A 22,874-nucleotide genomic window follows, 5' to 3' on the forward strand; every position below is an offset into this window, starting at 1 on the left:
GCCGTCGGCAAGCGACGTTAGAAACGGCATTCGCCGTTCCTTGCGGCACCTACCGCACCCACCAACGGTGGCTGCTTACTTCAGGCCGCGGTTGACCAGCAGCGGTTCCACCGACGGGTCCTTGCCGCGGAATTCGCGGTAGAGGTCGGCCAGTTCGACGCTGTTGCCGCGCGAGAGGATCTTGTCGCGGAACACCTGGCCGTTTTCCGGGGTCAGGCCGCCATGTTCCTTGAACCACTCGAAGGTGTCATGGTCGAGCACTTCGGCCCAGAAGTAGGCGTAGTAGCCGGCCGAATAGCCGCCGCCCCAGATGTGGTCGAAGTAGGTGGTGCGGTAGCGCGGCGGCACCTGCGCCAGGTCGACCTTGTACTTCTTCAGCGCGGCCGCTTCAAACGGCGCCACGTCCTGCAGCGGCGCGTCGGCCGGCTGGGTGTGCCAGGCCAGGTCGAGCAGCGCGGCCGAGAGGTACTCGGTGGTCGCGTAGCCCTGGTTGAAGGTGCGTGCCTTGAGGATCTTGTCGACCAGGGCCTGCGGCATCGGTTCGCCGGTCTTGTAGTTCTTGGCGTAGTTGGCGAACACCTTGGGGTCCAGCGCCCAGTGCTCGTTGAACTGCGAGGGGAACTCGACGAAGTCGCGCGAGGTGCTGGTGCCGGCAATGGACGGGTACTTCACCTTCGAGAACATGCCGTGCAGCGCATGGCCGAACTCGTGGAACATCGTGGTCACGTCATCGAAGCTGAGCAGCGCGGGCTGGCCGGCGGCGGGCTTGGTGAAGTTGCACACGTTGTAGACCACCGGCTTGGCGCCGGTCAGACCGTCCTGCTCGACGAACACGTCCATCCAGGCGCCACCGGACTTGCTGTCGCGCTTGAAGTAATCGGTGTAGAACAGCGCCAGCGAGGTGCCGTCCTTGTCGAACACCTCATAGACCTTCATGTCCGGGTGATAGGTCGGGATGTCGGTGCGCGGCTTGAAGGTGATGCCGTAGAGCTGGGTGGCGGCGTAGAAGACGCCGTTCTGCAGCACGTTGTCCATTTCGAAGTACGGCTTGATCTGCGACTCGTCCAGATCGTACTGGGCCTTGCGTACCTGTTCGGCGTAGAAGTCCCAGTCCGAGGCGGCGAGTTTGAACCCGCCCTTCTGTGCGTCGATGACCTTCTGCATTTCGGCGATTTCGCCGCGTGCCTTGGCGGTGGCGGCCGGCACGGTGTCAGTCAGCAGCTTGAGCGCGGCGGCCGGGGTCTTGGCCATCTGGTCGGCCAGGCTGTAGGCGGCGTAGTTGTCAAAGCCAAGCAGCTTGGCCTTCTGCGCACGCAGCTGGGCCAGGCGCTGCACGGTCTGCCGGGTGTCGTTGGCATCGCCCTTCTCGGCGCGGGTTTCCGACGCCTTGAGCACGGCGGCGCGCTGGTCGCGGTCGCTCAGCGAGGCCAGCACCGGCTGCTGGGTGGTGTTCTGCAGCGGCAGCACGTACTTGCCGTCCAGCTTGCGGTCCTTGGCGTCGGCGGCGGCGGTGTTGATCGCATCCTCGTCCAGGCCGGCCAGCTTGGCCTTGTCATCGACGACCACGGCACCGGCGGCGGTCGCGGCGACCAGTCGGGTGTGGAACTGCGTGGCCAGCGTGGTTTCTTCCACGTTGAGCTTGCGCAGGGAGGCCTTGTCGGCATCGTTGAGCTGCGCGCCGGCGCGGACGAATTCCTGGTAATCACGCTCGACCAGGCGCTTCTGCACCGGGTCCAGGCCAAGGGCGTCGCGCTGGTCGTACACAGTCTTGATGCGGGCAAACAGCTTCGGGTCGAGGTTGATCTCGTCCTGGTGCTCGGCCAGCCTGGGCGCCACTTCTTCCTGGATCTTCTGGCGCGCGTCGTTGGTATCGGCCTGGACCAGGCCGAAGAAGATGCGCGACACGCGGTTCAGGGTTTCGCCGCTGCGCTCCAGCGCTTCGATGGTGTTGTCGAAGGTGGCCGGCTCGGGGTTGTCGGCGATCCTGCGGACCTCGGCCAGGTGCTGCTTCATGCCTTCATTGAAGGCCGGCAGGTAGTCGCTGTCCTTGATCCTGTCGAATGGCGGCGCCTGGAACGGCAGCGTGCTGGCGCTCAACAGGGGATTGGTGGAGGCCTCGGCCGGCGGCTGCGCGGCGGGGCTCTGGGTATCGGTCACGGGGGTGGACTCCTTGCCGGAACAAGCCGCCAGCGCCAGGCTGATGGCAGCGGCCAAAACTACGGTACGCGACATGAAACGGGCTCCTTGGAAGGGGGTGCGGCGGCGGACAACCACAGCCGATCACCCTACTCCGATTGCCCGTGGGCAGCATGTGCCGGACGTGGCGTCTGGCTGTGCACGCCCCGGCACCCGCGCGGGCGGGGCCGGGCGGCGCTCAGACGGTGCCGCGGTTCTTGCCCTGCCAGGGGCGGTAGTACTCACGGATGGCCGCCATGTCGGCGGCATCGTCGCCGCTGGAGTAGAACAGCGGGCCGATCCCGATGGTCTTCTCGGGGTAGTGGAAGTACGCGGCCAGCACCGGCACGTCGGCCATCCGCGCGATCTTCAGGAAGCCGGCCTTCCAGTGGGTCACCGCCTTGCGGGTGCCTTCGGGGGTGATGGCGTACCACATGCGCTCGGAGCCCTTGATCAGGCTGACGGCCTGCTCGACAGTACCCTGCGGCGAACTGCGGTCCAGCGGAATCACGCCAAGGGCACGCAGCAGCGGTGACAGCGGCCACCAGAACAGCGAGGCCTTGCCGAGCACTTTGACCTGCATGCCCAGCGCGATCTTGGCGGCCATGCCCCAGAACCCGTCCCAGTTGGAGGAATGCGGGGCCACGATGAAGACCAGCTTGGGCAGGTCCGGGAAGGTGCCGACCACTTTCCAGCCGCCCAGGCGCAGCGTGCAGCGGGCCAGCCAGCGCAGGAAGCGGTTGGGTTTGACCTGCGGCATGTTGGGCGGAACGGCCGGCAACAGCGGACTTCGGTTGTTCAAGCGATCACTCCCAATTGCGTGTGGTGCGCCCGCGCTTGATCTGCGCGCGGCCCTTTTTTTCATCCAGGCGACGCAGCTTCGCGCCGTACGAGGGCTTGGTGGCCACCCGTGGCTTGGGCACGCTGAGGCTGGCCTGGATGAAGGCGGCCAGGCGCTCGCGCGCGTCCTCGCGGTTGCGGTCCTGGGTGCGGAAACGCTGGGCGTCGATGACCAGCACGCCCTCGCCGGTCATGCGCCGGTCACGCCGGGCCAGCAGGCGCGTGCGCAGCGGTTCGGGCAGGGACGGCGAGTTGGCCACGTCGAAGCGCAGTTCCACCGCGGTGGAGACCTTGTTGACGTTCTGCCCACCGGCCCCGCTGGCGCGCACGAAACGCTCGACGATCTCCGTATCCGGAATCGACAAGTGCGCGCTGACGGTGATCGGCCCGGTTCCCATGCGCCGCATTGTAAGGGGGGCACCGCCTGCGGGGCGACTGCAACATCTCCGATGAGGCCGATAACGTCCTCAAACTACCGCCTGATGACGGCCTGGGAGGTATGCTCCGGGTTCCATGCACTGCAGGATGCCCCGCACATGCTTTCGATCCATCCGCCGGCCCGTCGTGGCCTGACCCGTTTCGCCCTGGCCGTGGTGCTGGGGCTGGCTGCGATTGGCCCGGCCATCGCCGCGCCCCCGTCGGACGCCGACATCAACCGCCTGCTGGCCGCCTCGCGCGCGCAGAGCATGCTCGACACCATGTTGCCGCAGATCGAGGCGATGCAGCGCCAGCAGTTCGTCCAGGTGGCCTCGCAGCGCCAGCTCGACGAAGCGCAGCAGGCGCAGCTGCGGCGGATCGAACAGCGCACCAACCAGACCATCCGCCAGGCGCTGTCGTGGCAGCAGCTGCGGCCGATGTACGTGGACCTGTACAAGAAGACCTTCAGCAAGGAAGACGTGCTGGCGATGGCCGAGTTCTACGAGAGCTCGGCCGGGCAGAGCCTGCTCGACAAGACGCCGGCGCTGATGCAGAACGTGATGGTCGCCGTCCAGGACAAGATGCAGCCGCTGTTCGTGGACCTGCAGAAGGACCTGGAAGCGATCGTCAACGAAGAGACGGCCGCACCGAAGTCGCGGTAACGCGGTGGTGGGGCAGCCGGGCAGAGCCCGGCTCTACGGGGCGGTGTGCCAGCCGAACAGGTCCATTGCCTTGCGGAATTCGCCATCGACCGGGGCGCTGACGTCCATCGCGGTGCCATCCAGATGCGGGAAGCGCAGGCGCTCGGCGTGCAGCAGCATCCGGTGGATGCCCTGCATGCGGAAGCTGCGGTTGTGGCGACCATCCCCGTGGCTGGTGTCGCCGATCAGGTGATGCGACAGGTGCTTGAGATGCCGGCGGATCTGGCGGAAGCGCCCGGTCTGCGGCTGGCAGCGCAGCAGCGCATAGCGTGAGGTCTCGAACTCGCCGACCGGCACCGCGATCTCGCCCACGGCCACACGCTGGAAATGGGTGATGGCCTGCTTTTTGACCGGTTTGCCCGGGCCGCCGTCCAGGTCGTGGTCGACCGTGAAGGCATCCTCGGCCGGCCAGCCGCGGCAGATCGCCAGGTAGTCCTTGTCCACGTCGCCGCCCATCAGCGACTTGCCGAGCGCACTGGCGCTCTCGCGGTCGAAGGCGAGCAGCAGGCAGCCGCTGGTGGCACGGTCGAGGCGGTGCACGAGGAAGATCGGCTTGCCGAGCTGCTCACGCAGGCGGTCGGCGAGAAAATCGTCTTCGCCGCGGGCCAGCTTGCTGTCGTGGACCATGAGCCCGGCAGGCTTGTTGACAACCGCAAGGCGGTCGTCCAGATGCAGCAGCTGCAGGGGGGCGGTATCGAGGGCGGTATCGGTGTCGTTCACCGACCGATTATCCCCGTCGCGCGCCTGAATCGCCATCAACGGCGATTCAGGCGGTGCGCTGCGCGCCGGTCAGCGCCGCCACCAGGCACTGGCCAGCGAGAACAGGCCCGCCGCGCCGCTCACCCAGCTCCATACCGGTGCATCGCCGAAATACCAGCCACCAGGCTGCATGCCATACAGCACGGCAGCGACGATCAGCAGGCCGACGCCGGCAATCGCAGCCACCGCACGCTTCTGCAGCTTCTGCAGGTTGCTGTTCAAGGCCACCAGGTCCTGCGAACGCATCGACAGTTCGTGCCCGCCTTCGACCTGCTGCTTCAGCCAGGCATGCACCAGACGCGGCATGTCCGGGGTGTGGGTCATGATTTCCGGCAGGCGCTTGCGCAGTTCCTTCATCACCCGGCGCGGGCTGTAGCGCTCGCGCAGGATGCGTTCGAGCACGGGTCGCGCCACTGCCCAGATGTCCAGCTGCGGGTCGAGCTGGCGGCCCACGCCTTCGATGTTGAGCAGGGTTTTCTGCAGCAGGATCAGCTGCGGCTGCAGGGTGAGCTGGTAGCGCTGGGCGACGCGGAACAGCTTCATCAGCACTTCGGCCAGCGAGATCTGCGACAGCGGGCGGGTGAAGTACGGCTCGCATACCGAGCGCGCGGCCGCTTCCAGCTCGTCGATGCGCACGTTGTTGGGCATCCAGCCGGCTTCGACGTGAAGCTCGGCCATGCGCCGGTAGTCCTTGTTGAAGATGGCCATGAAGTTCTCGGCCAGGTAGTACTGATCTTCCTGCGAGAGCTGTCCCATGATGCCGAAGTCCAGCGCGATGAAGCGCGGGTTGTCGCGGCGTGCCGGATCCAGGTCGACCCAGATGTTGCCGGCATGCGCATCGGCGTGGAAGAAGTTGTCGCGGAACACCTGGGTGTAGAACACCCGCACGCCCTTGGCGGCCAGCGCCCTGCGGTCGATGCCGGCCTTGTCCAGCGCAGCGATGTCGTCGGACGGAATGCCCCAGACGCGCTCCAGGGTCAGCGCGCGCTCGGCGGTGTGGCTCCAGATGACCTCGGGCACGTACAGGTCGTCCGAGTCGATCCAGTTGCGGCGCAGGACGCTGGCGTTGGCGCCTTCGCGCTGCAGGTCCAGCTCGGCGGCCAGGGTGTTCTCCACCTCGGCCACCACTTCGCGCGGGCGGATCCTGTCGGCGCGCGGGTGGGTGCGCTCGACCAGCGCGGCGGCCGATTTCAGCAGCGCGATGTCGGCGTCGATCTGCTTTTCGATGTCCGGGCGCAGCACCTTGACCACCACCTGGCGGCCATCGGCCAGCGTGGCTGCGTGCACCTGCGCGATCGAGGCCGAGGCCAGCGGCTGCAGATCGAAGCTGGCGAACGCCTCGCTGACCGGACGGCCAAGCGCCGCCTCCACGATGCGCTGGGCGGTATCGCCGTCGAAGGGTTTGACCCGGTCCTGCAGCAGGGTCAGTTCGTTGGCCACGTCGGCCGGGATCAGGTCGCGGCGGGTGGACAGGATCTGCCCGAACTTGACGAAGATCGGCCCCAGGTCCTGCAGCGCCAGGCGCAGCCGCGCACCGCGCGACTGTGCGGCGATGTCGGCCGAGGCGCGCGGCACGAACGGCTTGGCCAGGCGCAGCCAGCGCTCGGCCGGGGTGCCGTCGAGCAGGTCGTCGAGGCGGTAGCGCAGCAGCACCCGGCCGATCCGGCTGGCGCGGAACATCGCCTTCATGCGCGCACCTGGCGCTGGCGTACGCGCTGCACGCGCACGGTCAAACGTTCCACATCGTCGCGCAGCACATCCACGTCGTCGTGGAAGGCCTCCAGCTCAGCACGCGCTACCACGTCGCGGGACTCCTCGGTGACAAATTCAGCGGCGCTGTGCGCCAGGTCGGACGCGCCACGGCGCGCATGCTGCAGGGCCGAGCGCAGCGCCAGGGCGATCTGCACGCCGAGTACCTCGCCAAACACCCGCACGAACGGCAGCTGCCAGTCCGGGTCGTAACGGCTGGCAAGCTGCTGCAGGCGGCGCGCCAGTTCGGCATCGCCGGCCACCTTGACCCGCCCTGCCGGGGCATCGCCGCCGCGCCGCGCGTTGGCCAGGAACGGCAACTGCGCCAGCACCCCGCCCAGCGAACTGCGTACCGCCAGATCCGGTTCCTGGGTCGGATCCACCGGCCCCACCGTCAGGCGCTGCCCGGCCACGCCGATGCGCATCGCCAGCGCAGGCGCCTCCAGGGTCAGGGCGATGTGGCGGCCGTCGAGCGCGCCCAGCGCGCTGCCCGTGTCCGGGTCCAGTGCCACGGCGCGGTTGAGTGCCACTTCCAGCGCGTGGCCGGCCAGGGGCTTGAGGGAAGAGAGCAGGGAACGGGCCATCGCCGCATTCTACCGCGCCCCCTTGAACGGCGGGCGTCCGCACGGCGGGTGCACCTGCCTTTTTGCCAAGCACCGTGCGCGGGTCCATGCTTGCTTTTTTCAGCACGCCAGGAGCGGTACTACGATGGGCAAGACCCGGGTCGGGATCATTTTCGGCGGGCGCTCGGCCGAGCACGAAGTCTCGCTGCAGTCGGCGAAGAACATCGTCGATGCGCTGGACAAGGAACGCTTCGACGTGACCCTGATCGGCATCGACAAGCAGGGCCGGTGGCACGTCAGCGACCCGCAGCAGTTCCTGCTGAACGCCGATGACCCGTCGTGCATCGCGCTGCACGCCTCCGGCCACGCCGTGGCGGTGCTGCCCGGCCAGTCGCAGCGGCAACTGGTGCCGACCACGGCGACGGCCGTGCTGGAGCAGATCGACGTGGTATTCCCGATCGTGCACGGCACGCTGGGCGAGGACGGGTCGCTGCAGGGCCTGCTGCGCATGGCCAACCTGCCCTTCGTCGGCTCCGGCGTCCTGGGCTCGGCCGTGGCGATGGACAAGGACGTGGCCAAGCGCCTGCTCCGCGATGCCGGCCTGGCAGTGGCACCGTTCGCCTGCATCACCCGCGCCGGCGCGGCCGCCGCCGACTACGCCGCGCTGGTGGCGACACTGGGCCTGCCGTTGTTCGTGAAGCCGGCCAATCAGGGCTCGTCGGTGGGGGTGAGCAAGGTGCGCAGCGAGAGCGAATTCCATGCCGCGCTGGCACTGGCGTTGTCGTTCGACCACAAGGTGCTGGTGGAATCGGCCGTGAGCGGCCGGGAGATCGAGTGCGCGGTGCTGGGCAACGAAGTACCCGAGGCAAGCGTGTGCGGAGAGGTGGTGGTGCACGATGATTTCTACTCGTACGACACCAAGTACATCAGCGAGACCGGCGCGGACATCGTGGTGCCCGCCGACATCGACGCGGATACGCAGGCGCGCATCCAGGACATCGCCGTGCGCGCCTACCAGGCGCTGGACTGCGCCGGTCTGGCGCGGGTGGATGTGTTCCTCACTGCCGGGGGCGAGGTGGTGATCAACGAAATCAACACCCTGCCCGGCTTCACCCGCATCAGCATGTATCCCAAGCTGTGGGCGGCCAGTGGGCTGGGCTACACCGCGTTGATTACCCGCCTGCTGGAGCTGGCAATGGCCCGGCATGCCGCCGAGCGCGGGCTGCAGCACGCCGTTGCGACGACGGCCTGAATCCTTCGCAGGATCCAGGCCGTCGCGGTCACGCGCGGCAACGCGCGTTGCCCGGGTACCGCGCCGGAGAGAAGGCGCGGGCCGGGGGGCGCACTATCCGCGCTTGCGGAACATCGACACCACGGCCAGGATCAGGAACACGACGAACAGTACCCAGGCGATGCTGCTGGCGGTGCCGGCGATGCCGGAGAAGCCCAGCACTGCAGCGATGATGGCGATGACGAAAAAGATTACGGCGTAGTGCAGCATGTCTATCCTCGCGTGATGCGTGCCGGATTGGCGTGCTGCCATCGTTACCGACCGGCGGTGTTCAGCAAGTGACGGGAAGTTCGCCGCGCGATGAAGCCTTCAGCCTCGTGAGCCCTTCGTCAATGCTTACGACAGGCACGTAACCGAAGTCGCGCCGCGCCGGTTCCATGCTGTACCAGTGCGGCGTGCACAGCTGTTCGGCGAGGAAGCGCGTCATCGGCGGCTCGCCGCGCAGCCGCAGCAGCGGCCACAGCCGCTCGGCCACCGCACCGATGCGGTAGGCGGTCTTGAAGCTGATCGACTTCTCCACGGCCGGTGCACCGACTGCCGCCAGCAGCTTGTTGAGCAGCTCACGCATCGGCAGCGGCTCGCCGTTGGAAATGAAGTACGCCTTGCCGGCACACGCCGCGCCAGGCGCCAACGCGTCGAAGGCGAGGAAGTGGGCGAGCGCGGCGTTGTCGATGTAGGTGGTATCGACCTTGTTGAGGCCATCGCCGACGTAACGCAGGCGGCCGGCGCGCGCGCGTTCGGCCAGGCGCGGTACCAGCTGCTGGTCGCCCGGCCCCCAGATCAGGCGCGGTCGCAGCGCCACGGTGGCCAGGGAGGCATCGTTGGCGGCGAGCACGCGCTGTTCGGCGATGGTTTTGGTGGCCGCGTACGGCGCCTGGAAGTCTTCGCCGTACGGCACCTCGTCCGCGCCGAGCCCTTCCACCGGATGCGTGGCGCGGTGGGTCACGCTGGGCGTGGACGTGTAGACCAGGCGGCCGATGCTGTGCGCACGGCACGCCGCGATCACGTTGTCGGTGCCCACCACGTTGGCCTGGAAATAGCTGTCGTAGCTGCCCCACGCACCGGCTTTGGCGCCGTTGTGGAACACCGCATCGACGCCGGCCACGGCGTGCCGCACGGCATCAGGGTCGGCGAGGTCGCCGCGGATCTGGCCGACCCCCAGCGCCTGCAGCGCCGGGTAGTGGCTGCGGTTGAAGGCGAGTACCTGGTGGCCGCGCTCGACCAGGCCGCGGCACAAGGCCTGGCCGAGGAAACCACCGCCGCCGGTGACGAGGATCTTCATGCGTGCTGTTCCATTCGGGTGGCGGCCCAGATCGCCAGCTTTTCGCGGCCGATCTTGGCGTTGTGGCGGATATCGACCGGGAAGGCCGGATGCGGCAGGAACACCTCGATGCGTGCGGTATGCGCGTGCGCGGCCGCTTCGACCCGCAGCTGCTCGCGCAGCGCAGGCGAATCGGCGACGCCGGGCTGCAGTTCATAGCACAGCACCGGGCGTTGCCGTCCGGCCGCACCGACACCCACCAGCGCGGTGCGCGCGATACCCGGCAGCGCATTGAACACCGGCTCCACCTGCTCGGTGTAGAGCGGCCCCTGCACGGTCTCCACGCGCTGGGTCTTGCGCCCGCAGAACCACAACCGGCCCTGCGCATCGAAGTAGCCGACATCGCCCATGCGGTGCACCACGCGCGTGCCACCCCCGGGCAGGGGTTCGACGATCTTGGCCGCGGCGGTGGCCTGCGGCCGGTTGAAGTAGCTGTCGGTCGCGGTGGGGCCAGCCACCGTGATCTCGCCGACGCTGCCCGCGGGCAGCACGCGCGCCTGCGACCACGCGGCCAGCGGGGCGTCGTCAATGGCGATGATGCGCACCTCGTTGGGCGCCACCACTGCACCCACGCAGGTACCTGCGCCGGTCTCGGTGGCCGCGCGCGTGCTTTCCAGCTCGCGGCCCTCGATCACCGCCACGGGCAGGCACTCGGTGGCTCCGTAGGGCGTCCAGAACTGCGCCTCGGGCGGCAGCAGGCGCCGGATCCGCGCCACCACGTCCGGCGGCACCGGCGCGCCGGCCGAGGTCACCCGGCGCACGGTGGGCAGCGGCTGGCCGTGGTCGGCCAGTACCCGCATCAGCGCCGGCGAGCCGAACAACTGGGTGACGCCGAACCGGGCGATCGCGTCATGCAGCTTGCGCGGATCAGCCTTGGCCGGACGCGTGGGGTCCATGTCCGGAATCACCGAGGTCAACCCCAGCGCCGGATCGAACAGCGCGAACGGCGGGAAGGTGGGCAGGTCCACGCCGCCAGGCTCCATGCCGAACGCGGCGCGCAGCAGGTCGACCTGGCCGACGAAATGGCGGTGGCGGTAGACCACGCCCTTGGGAACGCCGGTGGAGCCGGAGGTGAACAGGATCGCGGCCACGTCCTCGCCGTCGGTGTCGGCCATCGGCTGCGGCGCGCGCGCGCCGGCCGCCTCCAGGCGTGCCAGGGTGGTGCCGCCCCAGCCCCAGCGCCGGCCAACAGTGACCTGGATCGTCGCCGAGGGGCACCAGCGCAGCACCTTGCGCGCCACGTGGGCCAGGCCGATGCCGATGAAGGCCTGCGGCTGCGCTTCGTCCAGGCACTGGCGCAGCGCGCGCCTGTCGATGCCCGGGTCGACCAGCACCGGCACCGCGCCGTTCCTGAACAGCGCGAACATCAGCAGGAAGAACTCGGGCGACGGCCGCACCATGACCACCGCGCGCACGCCGCGGCCAATGCCGTAGGCGGCCAGCCCGGCAGCCATCGCATGGCTGCGGGCATCCAGGGTGCGGTAATCCAGGGTCACGTCGTAACGGGCCATGCCGCCGGGGCCGGGCTTTCCCGGGCAGCGGATGGCGATCTGGTCGGGGCGCTCGCGGGCCAGCTCGGGCAGGCGGGCGGCGATGTTGGTGGCGCTGTTCATCCGTTCATTGTCGCCGCTGCAGAAAATTCTTGCGCGCCGGGCGGCAGCGTGGAAAATTCGCGCCCTTCCCTCCTGCTTCCTGCCGCCCAAGGCCGGCGCCCCATGCCCCATCCCTGCCTGACCTGCGGCGCCTGCTGCACCCAGTACCGCGTGGCCTTCCACTGGATGGAGTCCGACGAGGTCACCCCCGGCGGCGTTCCCCACGCGCTGACCCAGGTCCTGGACCCGCACCGGCTGTGCATGCGCGGCACCCTGTCCAAGCCGGTCTACTGCGTCGCGCTGGACGCGGAGATCGGGGTGTACTCGCGCTGCAGCATCCATCCCAACCGGCCCAGCGTGTGCCGCGAGGTGGATGCGTCATGGGAATACGGCAAGGCCAGCCCACAGTGCGACAAGGCGCGCATCGCGCACGGCATGCCGGCACTGACGCTGGCGGACTGGCGGTGGCGCGATGACGCGGGCAACGACGACGACCACCCGGACGACAACGGCAATTCGCCGGCACCCCAGGCACCGATCGCGGCGTGAAGCGGGGCGCTGGGGGCGCCGGCCCGCGGCCGGCACTGCCTGGCGTGCCTTACAGCGGGTTGGCGTCCAGGAACGCGCGGATCTCCGGCACCAGCACCTCGTGCTTGTCTTCCAGCACGTAGTGCCCGGCATCCTCGAAGGCATGCACCTGCGCCTGCGGCAGCGCGGCCTGGAACCCGGCCAGGAAATGGTGGTCGAACACGAAATCGCGCAGGCCCCAGCCGATGAACGCCGGGCGGTCGGCGAACGACGGCAGCGCCTTGCCGGCACGCTCGAGCAGCGACCAGGCCTTGTCGGCCGGGCCCAGCGGAATGTCCTGCATGAAGCGGATGGTGCTGATCCGGTTGGCGTAGCTGTTGTACGGCGACACGTACGCACGACGCACATCGGCCGGCATCTTCCGCTCCACGCCGAACCACGACGCGCCGGCGGAGAACGCGTTGAAGGTGCGGATGATCCACTCGCCGATCGACCAGTGCCGGCCCAGCGCGATCTGCCAAGGCATCTGCTTGGCGGCGGGCATCGGGAAGGCGGCGGTGTTGAGCACCACCAGGCGCTTGACCTGGTCGTGGTGCGACAGCGCCCAGCCGAAGCCGATCATGCCGCCCCAGTCGTGCACGGCCAGGGTCACCGGGCCGGTGATGCCCAGGTGGCGGAGCAGCGCGTCCAGATCGTCCACCCGCGACTGCAGCGTGTAGTCGTAGTGCGCGTCATCGGGCTTGTCCGACAGGCCCATGCCGATGTGGTCCGGCACGATGCAGCGGTACCGGTCCGACAGCCCGGCCACCAGCGTGCGCCAGTAGTAGCTCCACGACGGATTGCCGTGGACCATCACCACCACCTCGCCGTCGCGCGGGCCTTCGTCGAGATAGTTCATCGACAGGCCGGGGCGCACCTCGACGCGATGCGGATGGGCGGGGTAACCGGGAAGCTTGGACATCGGGTCGCACCTGTAAAAAGGGCCGGAAGTACCGGCCCTTGGAGTCAACGCAGGGGTCTGTTTACCAGACCACTTCGGCCATCGAGCAGTTCAGGCCCGAGCCGATGCCGAGCAGGGCGATGCGGTCGCCCTTCTTCAGCTTGCCGAGCTGCTTGAGCTTGCTCAGCACGATCGGGACCGAGGCCGGGCCGATGTTGCCGTGCTCGCCGAAGATGGTCATGACCTTCTTCGGGTCGATGCCGAAGTTCTTGATGAACGCGGCGGTGTGCGGCTGGCTGACCTGGTGGATGACGAACTGGTCCAGCTCGTCCACCGCCCAGCCCAGCGCTTCGCGCGCGGCGCCAAAGGTCTTCTGCGCCAGCTTGATGCCTTCGATCAGCAGCATGCGGGTGTCGGTGACCATGCGGTCCAGGTTGCCGCGGCACAGCTGGTTCCACTCGGTGGCCGAACGCGTCACGCCACCGCGGTAACGCGGCGCATCGGGCACCAGTTCGGTGCGTGCCATCACCATCGCGGCGGCACCGCAGCCCAGGGTCAGGGCGGCCATCTCGTTGCGGAAGTCATCGGCGGTGACGCCCGGCAGGGCCATGCGCTCGAGGGTCTTCTCGTACACCAGGTTGGCGGTTTCGCCATCGACGATCAGCGCGTAGTCGATCTCGCCGCGCTCGAGCATGCGCGCCGCGATGTCCATGCCGTTGATGAAGGCCAGGCAGGCGTTGGCGACGTCGAAGGTCATGCACTCATCGCCGACGCCCAGGTTGCCCGAGACGATGCTGGCGGTGGACGGCTCCAGGTAGTCGCGGCTGACCGAGGTGTTGACCAGCAGGCCGATCTTGTCGGCACCGATCCCGGCATCTTCCAGCGCCTTGCGCGCCGCCAGGGTGGCCGCGTCGGAGGCCAGCATGTCCGCGTCCCACAGGCGACGGGCATGGATGCCGGCGATGTCGCCGAGCACGTCGGTACGGATACCCAGACGATCCAGCGTCGGCTGCAGACGTTCGTTGATTTCCTTGGACGTCAGCGTGTGCGGCGCGTCGATGTGCGCCAGGCCGGCGATAGAGACATTCTTGAAGAGCATCAGTTAGCGCCAAGGCTCAGGCAAAGGGGGCGCTATTGTAAGCCGGCGCCGCCTTCACCGCACCTTTACGAATTCACGCCCGGGCGTATGGTCCGCCCCGGGTGTGAAGGGTTCAGCGTGGCGGGCACTGGAAGGCCAGGAAACGCTGGCTGCCATCGGCCGGCAGGCCGGCCGCCTGAACGGCATTGGCCCCGGCACTGGGGGCCTCGTTGCGGGCCAGGGTTTCCAGCTCGTCCTGCACGCGCAGGGGGTTGCGGTTGTAGAAGCCGACCTTGCTCTTGACCGTCACCACCACCTCGCCCTTGCTCTGGCAGCCACTGGGCACTGCCCCGGCCGGGAGGACGCGGACGGTCTTGCCGACCGGTTCGATCGGCACCCAGGTGCAGGCGGTGACGCTGAGGATCAGGGCGGACAGGAGCAGATGGCGCATGCGGGAAGCCTTGCAGGACGACGAAGGGGATTGTGCGGGAAACGGCTGAATCGGCTGTGATCACCGCCCTGTCGCCAGGGCGGTGATCCTCCAGGCCGGCTTAGCGGGCCTTGGGCGTGGCCACCGGAGCGGCCGGCGCGGAGGCCTTCACGGGCTTGCCGTCGGCGTCGATCACGGTGACCTCGCCCAGGTTCAGCGCGCGGACCGGTGCCTCGGTCTGCTTCAGGTCACCGACCACGATCCAGGTCAGGGTCTTGGGATCGAGCGTGGCCGCGGCCTGCTGCACCTGCGCCGGGGTCATCGCCTCGATCTCGGCCTTGCGCTTGAACACGTAGTCGTCCGGGCGCTTGTAGCTGACGATGCCGCTGATGGTGCCCAGCACCGCGCTGGCGGTTTCATAGGCGCCCGGCAGGCTCAGGGTCTGGATGTTGCGGATGCGCTCGACCTCGGCCGCAGTGGCCGGCTTGGCCGCGCTGGCGAACTCGGCGATTTCCTTCTGCATCTCGGCGATCGACGGGGCGGTCTTGTCGATCTGGACCGGGGCACGCGCCGTCCACGGGCGCTGGCCCAGGGTGTTGCTGGCGTTGCTGCCGGCACCATAGGACCAATGCTTCTGCTCGCGCAGGTTCATGTTCAGGCGCGAGGTGAAGTCGCCGCCGAGCACGCCGTTGGCGATGTCGAAGCGGGTGGTGCCGGCGTCCATCGAGGACGGCACCACCTGGGCGGCGAACAGGTTGGCCTGCACGGCGCCCGGCTGGTCGATGAGGAACACGCGGGTTTGTGCCGGACGTGCCACATCCACCGGGGCCTTGATCTGCGGCGCCGCGCCGTCGGCCTTCCAGTCACCGAACTGGCGTTCCAGCAGCGGCACGATTTCCTTCAGCGTGGTGTCACCCACAACAATCAGGGTGCCCTGTTCCGGACGCAGCCACTGGGCGTGGAAGTCCACCAGCTCGGCGCGGGTCAGGGCCTGGATGTCGGCCTCGTTGCCGCTGCCGGTGAAGGGAATGGCATACGGATGGCCGGCGCCGTACAGCAGCGTCGGCAGCACGCGCATCGCCGAGGCGCTCGGGTTGACCTTCTCCTGGCGGATGCCGGCGATCCAGCTGGCCTTGATGCGGTCGATCTCGGTCTGGTCGAAACGCGGCTGGCGCAGCATGTCGGCATAGAGCGCCAGCGACGGCGCCAGGTTTTCCTTCAGGGCCGACAGGTACACGCTGGTGTTGTCCAGCGAGGCCGACGCGTCCAGCTTGGCGCCCAGCGCATCGGCGGCATCGGCGAACGGCAGTGCGCCGCGCTCGCCGGCACCTTCGGTCAGCATGCCCATCGTGAAGTTGGCGGTGCCGGACTTGCGGCCCTGGTCGGCGGTGAAGCCACCGGGGAACTCATAGCTGAACTGCACCACCGGGATGTCGTGGCGCTCGGCCAGGATCACCTTGGTGCCGTTCTTCAGCGTGGCGCGGTGCAGCTGCGGGAACTTCAGTTCCGGGAAGGTCTTGGTCTGCGGCACGCCGGTGCTGCGGTCGACGCCCTTGGGCAGGGTGGTGTACCTGGCGTCCACGGCCGGCACGGTGAACGGCTGCGGCGTTGCCGACGGCAGTTCCGGCAGGGCCACGCGCGCGCCCGGCTCGACCACGATGGTGTGGTCGCCGGTGCCCAGCCACTTGGCGCCCACGGCGCGCACGTCGGCGGCGGTGGCCGCGTCGATGTTGGCCAGCGACTTGCGGAAGCAGCCCGGGTCGCCTTCGAACACGGTGCATTCGGCCAGCGCGTCGGCCTTGCCGCCGAAGCCACCGATGCGCTCAATGCCGCGGATGAAGCCGGCGCGGAAGGCCGTCTTGCCCCGGCTCAGTTCTTCGGCCGTCGGACCGTCCTTGAGCAGGCGCTTGATTTCCTCATCGATGATGGCCTCGACCTTGGCCGGGTCCACGCCCTGCTTGACGCTGGCGACGATCATGAAATTGGAGCCCAGCTGCGAGCTGTAGGCGCCGGCGCTGATGTTGTCCACCAGCTGGTCCTGGTGCACCAGGCGCTGGTCCAGACGCGAGGACTTGGCGCCGCCGAGCACCTGCGCCAGCAGCTGCAGCTGGTCGATGTCGGTGGTGCCGACCTGGGCCACGTTCCAGGCGCGGTAGATGCGCGCCTGCGGCACCTTGTCGGTCATCACTTCGCGGGTGGAAGCCGGGCGCTTGGCCACGTCCACCTTCGGCTGGGCCATGCTCGGACCCGCCGGGATGTCGCCGAAGTAACGGGCAACCTTTTCCTTGGCCGTGGCCACGTCGATGTCGCCGGCCAGCACCAGCACCGCGTTGTTCGGGCCGTACCAGGTACGGAACCAGGTCTTGACGTCATCCAGCGAGGCGGCGTTGAGATCGTTCATCGAGCCGATCACGCTGTGGTGATACGGGTGCCCTTCCGGATACAGCGCGCGGTTGAGCTTTTCCCACACCTGGCCATAGGGCTGGTTCTCGCCCTGGCGCTTTTCGTTCTGCACCACGCCGCGCTGTTCGTCGAGCGCGGCCTGGTCGATCGCGCCAAGCAGATGGCCCATGCGATCCGACTCCATCCACAGCGCCATGTCCAGCGCGGTGGTGGGCACGTTCTCGAAGTAATTGGTGCGATCGGTGTTGGTGGTGCCGTTCTGGCCGGTCACGCCGACCTGCTTGAAGGGCTCGAAGTACTCGCCGGCGTGGTTCTCGCTGCCCTGGAACATCAGGTGTTCAAACAGGTGCGCGAAGCCGGTGCGGCCGGCCGGTTCGTCCTTGCTGCCGACGTGGTACCAGATGTTGACCGCGACGATCGGCGCCTTGCGGTCGGTGTGCACCACCACCCGCAGCCCGTTGGGCAGGGTGAACTCTTCGAACGGAATGTCGACCTTGGCCACCGCAGCCGGCTTGGCCAGCACCGGTGCCGGGGCAAGCGCGCCCAGCGCGGTGGAAAGGGCTACGGCCAGCAGCGCAGCGCGCGGGCGGAGTTGGACGGTCATTCCTGTTCCTTGGTCATGAAAGTGAAGGCCGATGCTAGCGCGAGCGCCCGTCGAAAGGCATCCGCCAACAGTCATTGCCGGTGTCCAGGGCTGCGATGCGGTGTCCGCGCCGGATGACGCGGACAGAACGGCGCGGCAACGGACAGGTGTCCGGACAGCGGACACTCACCGCGACCCAAAAATCCCTTTCAAATCAATACGTAAAAGTTGGCACGAAGCCTGCTTTGTCCTAAGTGCCCCTTGGGGAACCCAGCCTAAAGCTGACTGATGGCTGAACAAACAAAGAAAAATGCAGATTGTTCTTGCAAGCCCAGATTCGGTGTACTACCTTACTACCACACCACTGCTCACCAACACTAAACAGGACCCGCCATGAACACCAAGACCCTCGCCATTGCCATCGCCATCGCCGCCAGCACCGCCTTTGCCGGCAACCTGCAGGCCGCCTCGGCCATCACCACCCTGGACACCGTGCAGGTGCGCCCCTCCGCCGACCAGATCGCCCAGGCCAACGTCGAGCGCAACAGCACCATCCCCACCCTGGCCGTGGTCGAAGTCCGCCCGACCGCCGGCATGATCGCCGAGTACCGCGCCGAGCTGACCGCCAACCGCCGCGTCACCACCCTGGCCACCGTCGACGTCCGTCCGACCGCCGAGCAGTACCAGGCCCTGGCTGCCGAAGAAGCCGGCAACCGCGACTACGTGGCCGCCCTGACCGCTGCCGCCACTGCCGTTGCCCGCGACGTGATCGTCAACCTGCCGACCCTGCACGTGCGCCCGAGCCCGTCGGACCTGCAGGCCCTGGCCCTGGAAACCGCCGCCTCGGTGCTGGTCCGCTGATTTCCGGCTGCGAACTTTCGCAGCCGCGGCGTACACTGCGCCGATGACTGCCTCGCCTACGTTCCACGTCGTCCTGTTCCAACCCGAAATTCCGCCGAACACCGGCAATGTGATCCGCCTCTGCGCCAACACCGGCGCGCGGCTGCACCTGATCGAGCCGCTCGGTTTCGACCTGAGCGACAAGCAGCTCAAGCGCGCCGGCCTGGACTATCACGAATACGCTCGACTGCAGGTACATCCCGACCTGGATGCCGCCCTGCAGGCCATTGCCCCCAAGCGCCTGTTCGCCCTGAGCACCCGCGGCAGCGTGCGTTATGACACCCAGCCGTTTGAAGACGGCGATGCCTTCCTGTTCGGCCCGGAAACCCGCGGCCTGCCCCAGGACCTGCTCGATTCGCTGCCGCACGGCCGCCGGCTGCGCCTGCCGATGCAGCCGGGCAACCGCAGCCTCAATCTATCCAACACCGTCGCGGTGGTGATGTACGAAGCCTGGCGCCAGAGCGGATTCGCCGGCGGCCAGTAGGCCTGTGCCAACCAACCGTCGGCCCGGTGGCCTTCAGAACGCGTTGATGCCGGTCAGCTCGCGCCCGATCACCAGCTGGTGCACGGTCTCGGTGCCCTCGTAGGTGATCACCGATTCCAGGTTCAGCGCATGCCGGATCGCCACGTGCTCGGTGGTGATGCCGGCGCCGCCGAGCAGGTCGCGGCATTCACGCGCGATGTCGATCGCCATCCGGCAGTTGTTCCACTTGGCCAGGCTGACCTGCTGCGGCTGCAGCTGCCCGGCATCCTTCAGGCGTCCCAGCTGCAGCGACAACAGCTGCGCGGTGGTGATCCGCCGCGCCATGTCGGCCAGCTTGATCTGTGCGCTCTGCGTGGCGGCCACCGGGCGGCCGAACAGCACGCGCTGCTTGGTGTAGTTCAGCGCTTCGTCCAGGCACGCCACCGCCGCACCGATCGGCCCCCAGCTGATGCCGTAACGCGCCTGGTTGAGGCAGCCCAGCGGACCCTTCAAGCCCTGCACATTGGGCAGGCGGTTGCGCTCGGGGACACGCACATTGTCGAAGAACAGCGCGCCGGTGAGCGACGCACGCAGGCTCATCTTGTGCTTGATTTCCTGGGTGCTGAAACCGGGCATGCCCTTTTCCAGCACGAACCCCTGGATGCCGTCCTCGGTGTGCGCCCAGACGATGGCGATATCGGCCACCGGCCCACTGGTGATCCACATCTTGCTGCCGTTCACCACCCAGTCGCCGCCATCGCGCACGGCCCGGGTCTTCATTGCCGCCGGGTCCGACCCGCCGTGCGCCTCGGTCAGCCCGAAGCAGCCGATCACCTTGCCGGCGGCCATGTCGGGCAGCCAGCGCAGGCGCTGTTCCTCGCTGCCGTAGGCGAAGATCGGGTACATGCACAGCGAGCTCTGCACCGACACGAAACTGCGCAGCCCGGAGTCGCCACGTTCCAGTTCCTGGCAGATCAGCCCGTAGCTGACCGCATTGAGGCCACCACCGCCGTACTGTTCGGGCAGGCTGGAGCCGAGCAGGCCCAACGCCGCGATCTCGGGGATCAGTTCGTCGGGGAAGCGCCCCTGGTCGAACGCGTCGCCGATGATCGGCAGGACCCGTTCATCGGTGAAGCGCGCCACCGTGGCCTGTACGGCACGTTCCTCCTCGGTGAGCAGGGAGCGGACATCAAACAGGTCGTACGGATTCAGTGACATGGCTACCCGGGGCATCGTGGCGGTGGAACACGGCGCCCATTGTGGTCCCTGCGCAGGGGCAGGCCAAGGCATGCCGCAGCACGGCCTACAATGCCCATGTCACAGCAGAGGAGCCGGACATGCAGATCCGCGCGGAACGCCCCGACGACATCGACGCCATCCATGCCCTCACCCGCGAGGCCTTCCAGGACGCGCCCCACAGCAGCCACACCGAGTCGTTCATCGTCGATGCGCTGCGCCGGTCCGGTGCGCTGTCGGTTTCGCTGGTTGCCGAAGAGGGCGCGGCGCTGCTGGGCCACGTCGCGCTGTCGCCGGTCGAACTGAGCGACGGCAGCACCGACTGGTATGGGCTCGGCCCGATCTCGGTGCTGCCCGCGCAGCAGGGCCGTGGCATCGGCAGCGCCCTGATGCAGGCCGCCATCGATGCGCTGCAGGCCCGCGGCGCTGCGGGCTGCGTGCTGCTCGGCGATCCGGCGTATTACGCGCGCTTCGGCTTCGAGGCCGATCCGCGCCTGCGGCTGCCCGGCATTCCCGCCGCGTACTTCCAGTCGCGGCGGCTGCGCGGTGACAGTCCCGATGCCGACGTGCGCTACCACGCCGGTTTCGATGCGACCGGCTGAGCCGCGCAGCGCCATACGCTGCCACCACCCGTTGAATTGATGCGGCGCACCATCCGACGTTGCGAGCTGCGGGGCCCACCGCGCGACCGGTGGCGACCTAGGCGGAATCGTCGCGTGCCGGTACCCTGACAGCTTGATCCAGCAGTTGCGCGGTGCAGCCTCGCGCGATTCCCAGGCAACCGCCGCCGGCCTTGGCCGGGTCGGCACTACCCAAGAGTTACGCACCCCGATGAGCGAAGAAACCACCGCCCTGCCCCCGCGTGAAGCCATGGAATTCGACGTGGTGATCGTCGGCGCCGGCCCCGCTGGCCTGGCCACCGCGATCCGGCTGCGCCAGCGTGCCATCGAGGCCGGGCGCGAGCTGTCCGTATGCGTGCTGGAGAAGGGCTCCGAACCCGGCGCGCACATTCTGTCCGGTGCGATCATGGATACCCGCGCGCTGACCGAGCTGTTCCCCGACTGGGCCGAGCGCGGCGCACCGCTGAAGCAGAAGGTCACCCGCGACGAATTCCTGTTCCTCAGCCCGGACGGCGCGCGCAGCACGCCCAACGCGCTGCTGCCGGAGTGCTTCCACAACGAAGGCAACTACATCATCAGCCTGGGTGAAGTGACCCGTTGGCTGGCCCAGCAGGCCGAGGCGCTGGACGTGGCGATCTTCCCCGGCTTCGCCGCCGCCGAGGTGCTGTACGACGAGACCGGTGCGGTGATGGGCGTGGCCACCGGCGACATGGGCATCCGCAAGGATGGTACGCACGGTCCCAACTTCGAGCGTGGCATGGAACTGCATGCCCGCTACACGATCTTCGCCGAAGGCTCGCGCGGCCACCTTGGCCGCCAGCTGATCGCGCGCTACCAGCTCGATGCCGGCAAGGATCCGCAGGCCTACGGCATCGGCATCAAGGAACTGTGGCAGATCGACCCGGCCAAGCACGAACCGGGCCTGGTCGTGCACACCGCCGGCTGGCCGCTGGACAGCGACACCTACGGTGGCTCGTTCCTGTACCACGCCGACGGCGGCAAGGTCGCGGTCGGTTTTGTGGTCGGCCTGGACTACCGCAATCCCTGGATGAGCCCGTTCGAGGAGTTCCAGCGCTTCAAGACCCATCCGGCGATCCGCAAACACCTGGAGGGTGGCAAGCGCATCGCCTACGGCGCGCGTGCGATCACCGCCGGCGGCCTGCTGTCGCTGCCCAAGTCGGTCTTCCCCGGCGGCGCGCTGGTCGGCTGCGAAGCGGGTTACCTCAACGCCAGCCGCATCAAGGGCAGCCATGCGGCGATCAAGACCGGCATGCTGGCCGCTGATGCCGCGTTCGATGCGCTGACCGACGGCCGCCAGCGCGACGAACTCAGCGCCTACCCCGCCGCGTTCGAGAGCAGCTGGCTGCATGACGAACTCAAGCAGTCCAAGAACTTCAAGCAGTGGTTCAAGAAGGGCCGCACCGTGGCCACGCTGATGACCGGCATCGAGCAATGGCTGCTGCCCAAGCTGGGCATCCGCAACCCGCCGTGGACGCTGCGCCACAGCAAGGCCGACCACGAGTGCCTGGAACCGGCGTCGCAGCACACCCGGATCGTGTATCCCAAGCCGGACAACGTGCTCACCTTCGACCGCCTCAGTTCGGTGTTCCTGAGCAGCACCAATCACGAGGAAGACCAGCCCAGCCACCTGACGCTGAAAGACGCCAGCGTGCCGGTGCGGGTCAACCTCGCCGAGTACGCCGGGCCGGAAGCGCGCTACTGCCCGGCCGGCGTGTACGAGTTCGTCGGCGCCGAGGGCCAGGAGCAGCTGCAGATCAACGCGCAGAACTGCGTGCACTGCAAAACCTGCGACATCAAGGACCCCACCCAGAACATCGTGTGGGTGACCCCGCAAGGTGGCGGCGGCCCCAACTACCCGGCGATGTGATCCGGACGTGTACCGGAAGCGTCTTTCCTGCGTGATCGTGGCCAGCCTGTGGCTGGCCGCCTGCGCGCGCGCGCCGCAGACGCCCGAACAGGTGCACCAGCAGGCACTGCAGCGCGCGTTCGCGATCTGCGCCGGTTGCCACACTGTCAACGCCGGAGGCGTGCATCGCTTCGGGCCGAACCTGCACGGCGTGATCGGCCGCCGCGCCGGCAGTGTCGCCGGCTACCCGTATTCGCCGGCGATGCAGCAGGCCGGGCTGACCTGGAACGAGCAGACCCTGGATACGTTCCTGCGCTCGCCCACGCACGTGGTGCCCGGTACACGCATGGTCAACGCCACCGCCGATCCACAGCGGCGCCGCCAGGTGATCGAGTACCTGCAGCAGCAACGCTGAGAC

Annotated in this window: 22 protein-coding genes; 8 read left to right on the forward strand and 14 right to left on the reverse strand. The window is 68.1% G+C overall.

Annotated features, from left to right (window positions below; translation table 11 throughout):
- Window positions 1-75 precede the first annotated feature (75 nt).
- The 3 genes from dcp to arfB all read right to left on the reverse strand — a co-directional run bounded on the left by dcp (window position 76) and on the right by arfB (window position 3,413).
- Window positions 76-2,232 (reverse strand): peptidyl-dipeptidase Dcp, encoded by a 2,157-nt coding sequence (dcp, locus tag OC534_RS05180; protein WP_136006699.1) that lies wholly within the window; start codon window positions 2,230-2,232, stop codon window positions 76-78.
- Between the two features lie 142 nt (window positions 2,233-2,374).
- On the reverse strand, window positions 2,375-2,935 hold the full coding sequence (locus OC534_RS05185) for a lysophospholipid acyltransferase family protein (RefSeq protein ID WP_229296590.1): 561 nt from the start codon (window positions 2,933-2,935) through the stop codon (window positions 2,375-2,377).
- Window positions 2,936-2,981: 46 nt separating this feature from the next.
- Window positions 2,982-3,413, reverse strand: a complete 432-nt coding sequence (gene arfB / locus OC534_RS05190) for an alternative ribosome rescue aminoacyl-tRNA hydrolase ArfB (protein WP_026070967.1) — start codon at window positions 3,411-3,413, stop codon at window positions 2,982-2,984.
- 138 nt (window positions 3,414-3,551) lie between these two features.
- On the opposite strand from arfB, the gene OC534_RS05195 reads away from it, so the two are divergent.
- Window positions 3,552-4,094 (forward strand): DUF2059 domain-containing protein, encoded by a 543-nt coding sequence (locus OC534_RS05195; RefSeq protein ID WP_026070966.1) that lies wholly within the window; start codon window positions 3,552-3,554, stop codon window positions 4,092-4,094.
- A gap of 33 nt (window positions 4,095-4,127) precedes the next feature.
- On the opposite strand, the gene OC534_RS05200 is transcribed toward OC534_RS05195, so the two are convergent.
- Genes OC534_RS05200 through OC534_RS05210 form a run of 3 tightly spaced genes read right to left on the reverse strand, consistent with a single transcriptional unit; the run spans window position 4,128 to window position 7,225 of the window.
- The gene (locus OC534_RS05200; RefSeq protein ID WP_051008654.1) at window positions 4,128-4,889 is read right to left on the reverse strand and encodes a pseudouridine synthase; all 762 of its coding nucleotides are present in this window, start codon (window positions 4,887-4,889) and stop codon (window positions 4,128-4,130) included.
- A 33-nt stretch (window positions 4,890-4,922) separates the two neighbouring features.
- Complete coding sequence (ubiB, locus tag OC534_RS05205; protein ID WP_136006701.1) at window positions 4,923-6,581, reverse strand: ubiquinone biosynthesis regulatory protein kinase UbiB; 1,659 nt, start codon at window positions 6,579-6,581, stop codon at window positions 4,923-4,925.
- Complete coding sequence (locus OC534_RS05210; RefSeq protein ID WP_166472457.1) at window positions 6,578-7,225, reverse strand: SCP2 sterol-binding domain-containing protein; 648 nt, start codon at window positions 7,223-7,225, stop codon at window positions 6,578-6,580. Before OC534_RS05210 ends, ubiB begins: the two co-directional genes overlap by 4 nt.
- 124 nt (window positions 7,226-7,349) lie before the next feature.
- On the opposite strand from OC534_RS05210, the gene ddlA reads away from it, so the two are divergent.
- On the forward strand, window positions 7,350-8,456 hold the full coding sequence (gene ddlA / locus OC534_RS05215; protein ID WP_262071510.1) for a D-alanine--D-alanine ligase: 1,107 nt from the start codon (window positions 7,350-7,352) through the stop codon (window positions 8,454-8,456).
- Window positions 8,457-8,549: 93 nt separating this feature from the next.
- Here ddlA and OC534_RS05220 read toward each other — a convergent pair whose 3' ends face one another.
- The 3 genes from OC534_RS05220 to oleC all read right to left on the reverse strand — a co-directional run bounded on the left by OC534_RS05220 (window position 8,550) and on the right by oleC (window position 11,429).
- Window positions 8,550-8,705: a DUF1328 domain-containing protein gene (locus OC534_RS05220; RefSeq protein WP_136006707.1), complete on the reverse strand. Its 156-nt coding sequence runs from the start codon at window positions 8,703-8,705 to the stop codon at window positions 8,550-8,552.
- Between the two features lie 61 nt (window positions 8,706-8,766).
- Entirely contained in the window at window positions 8,767-9,777 is a 1,011-nt protein-coding gene (gene oleD, locus OC534_RS05225; RefSeq protein ID WP_262071511.1) for a 2-alkyl-3-oxoalkanoate reductase, read from the reverse strand.
- Entirely contained in the window at window positions 9,774-11,429 is a 1,656-nt protein-coding gene (gene oleC / locus OC534_RS05230) for an olefin beta-lactone synthetase (protein WP_262071512.1), read from the reverse strand. The genes oleD and oleC overlap by 4 nt, the downstream gene beginning before the upstream one ends.
- A 102-nt stretch (window positions 11,430-11,531) precedes the next feature.
- On the opposite strand from oleC, the gene OC534_RS05235 reads away from it, so the two are divergent.
- A complete protein-coding gene (locus OC534_RS05235; protein ID WP_017355517.1) occupies window positions 11,532-11,957 on the forward strand; it encodes a YkgJ family cysteine cluster protein in 426 nt (141 codons plus the stop codon).
- 49 nt (window positions 11,958-12,006) lie between these two features.
- Here OC534_RS05235 and OC534_RS05240 read toward each other — a convergent pair whose 3' ends face one another.
- The 4 genes from OC534_RS05240 to OC534_RS05255 form a co-directional block, all read right to left on the reverse strand.
- Window positions 12,007-12,897: an alpha/beta fold hydrolase gene (locus OC534_RS05240; RefSeq protein WP_017355518.1), complete on the reverse strand. Its 891-nt coding sequence runs from the start codon at window positions 12,895-12,897 to the stop codon at window positions 12,007-12,009.
- Between the two features lie 61 nt (window positions 12,898-12,958).
- Window positions 12,959-13,975: a 3-oxoacyl-ACP synthase III gene (locus OC534_RS05245; RefSeq protein WP_017355519.1), complete on the reverse strand. Its 1,017-nt coding sequence runs from the start codon at window positions 13,973-13,975 to the stop codon at window positions 12,959-12,961.
- A gap of 112 nt (window positions 13,976-14,087) precedes the next feature.
- Window positions 14,088-14,405, reverse strand: coding sequence for a DUF4156 domain-containing protein (locus OC534_RS05250; protein WP_017355520.1), 318 nt, complete (start codon window positions 14,403-14,405; stop codon window positions 14,088-14,090).
- A 100-nt stretch (window positions 14,406-14,505) separates the two neighbouring features.
- Window positions 14,506-17,391 carry a pitrilysin family protein gene (locus OC534_RS05255; RefSeq protein ID WP_017355521.1) on the reverse strand — a complete coding sequence of 962 codons (2,886 nt, stop codon included), beginning with the start codon at window positions 17,389-17,391 and terminating at the stop codon, window positions 14,506-14,508.
- Between the two features lie 372 nt (window positions 17,392-17,763).
- Here OC534_RS05255 and OC534_RS05260 point away from each other — a divergent pair, with 372 nt between their 5' ends.
- Together OC534_RS05260 and trmL are read left to right on the forward strand one after the other, a co-directional pair.
- Entirely contained in the window at window positions 17,764-18,231 is a 468-nt protein-coding gene (locus OC534_RS05260) for a hypothetical protein (protein WP_136006716.1), read from the forward strand.
- 43 nt (window positions 18,232-18,274) lie between these two features.
- A complete protein-coding gene (gene trmL, locus OC534_RS05265) occupies window positions 18,275-18,754 on the forward strand; it encodes a tRNA (uridine(34)/cytosine(34)/5-carboxymethylaminomethyluridine(34)-2'-O)-methyltransferase TrmL (RefSeq protein WP_017355523.1) in 480 nt (159 codons plus the stop codon).
- Between the two features lie 33 nt (window positions 18,755-18,787).
- On the opposite strand, the gene OC534_RS05270 is transcribed toward trmL, so the two are convergent.
- Window positions 18,788-19,951, reverse strand: a complete 1,164-nt coding sequence (locus tag OC534_RS05270) for an acyl-CoA dehydrogenase family protein (RefSeq protein ID WP_136006718.1) — start codon at window positions 19,949-19,951, stop codon at window positions 18,788-18,790.
- A 119-nt stretch (window positions 19,952-20,070) separates the two neighbouring features.
- Here OC534_RS05270 and OC534_RS05275 point away from each other — a divergent pair, with 119 nt between their 5' ends.
- The 3 genes from OC534_RS05275 (at window position 20,071) to OC534_RS05285 (ending at window position 22,871) form a co-directional block, all read left to right on the forward strand.
- Entirely contained in the window at window positions 20,071-20,571 is a 501-nt protein-coding gene (locus OC534_RS05275) for an N-acetyltransferase (protein WP_017355525.1), read from the forward strand.
- A 229-nt stretch (window positions 20,572-20,800) separates the two neighbouring features.
- Window positions 20,801-22,477 carry an electron transfer flavoprotein-ubiquinone oxidoreductase gene (locus OC534_RS05280; protein ID WP_262071513.1) on the forward strand — a complete coding sequence of 559 codons (1,677 nt, stop codon included), beginning with the start codon at window positions 20,801-20,803 and terminating at the stop codon, window positions 22,475-22,477.
- 31 nt (window positions 22,478-22,508) lie between these two features.
- Complete coding sequence (locus OC534_RS05285; RefSeq protein ID WP_017355527.1) at window positions 22,509-22,871, forward strand: c-type cytochrome; 363 nt, start codon at window positions 22,509-22,511, stop codon at window positions 22,869-22,871.
- The last annotated feature ends 3 nt before the right edge of the window (window positions 22,872-22,874 follow it).

It is taken from the genome of Stenotrophomonas sp. Marseille-Q5258 (genome assembly GCF_946900935.1).
Classification (GTDB): domain Bacteria; phylum Pseudomonadota; class Gammaproteobacteria; order Xanthomonadales; family Xanthomonadaceae; genus Stenotrophomonas; species Stenotrophomonas nematodicola.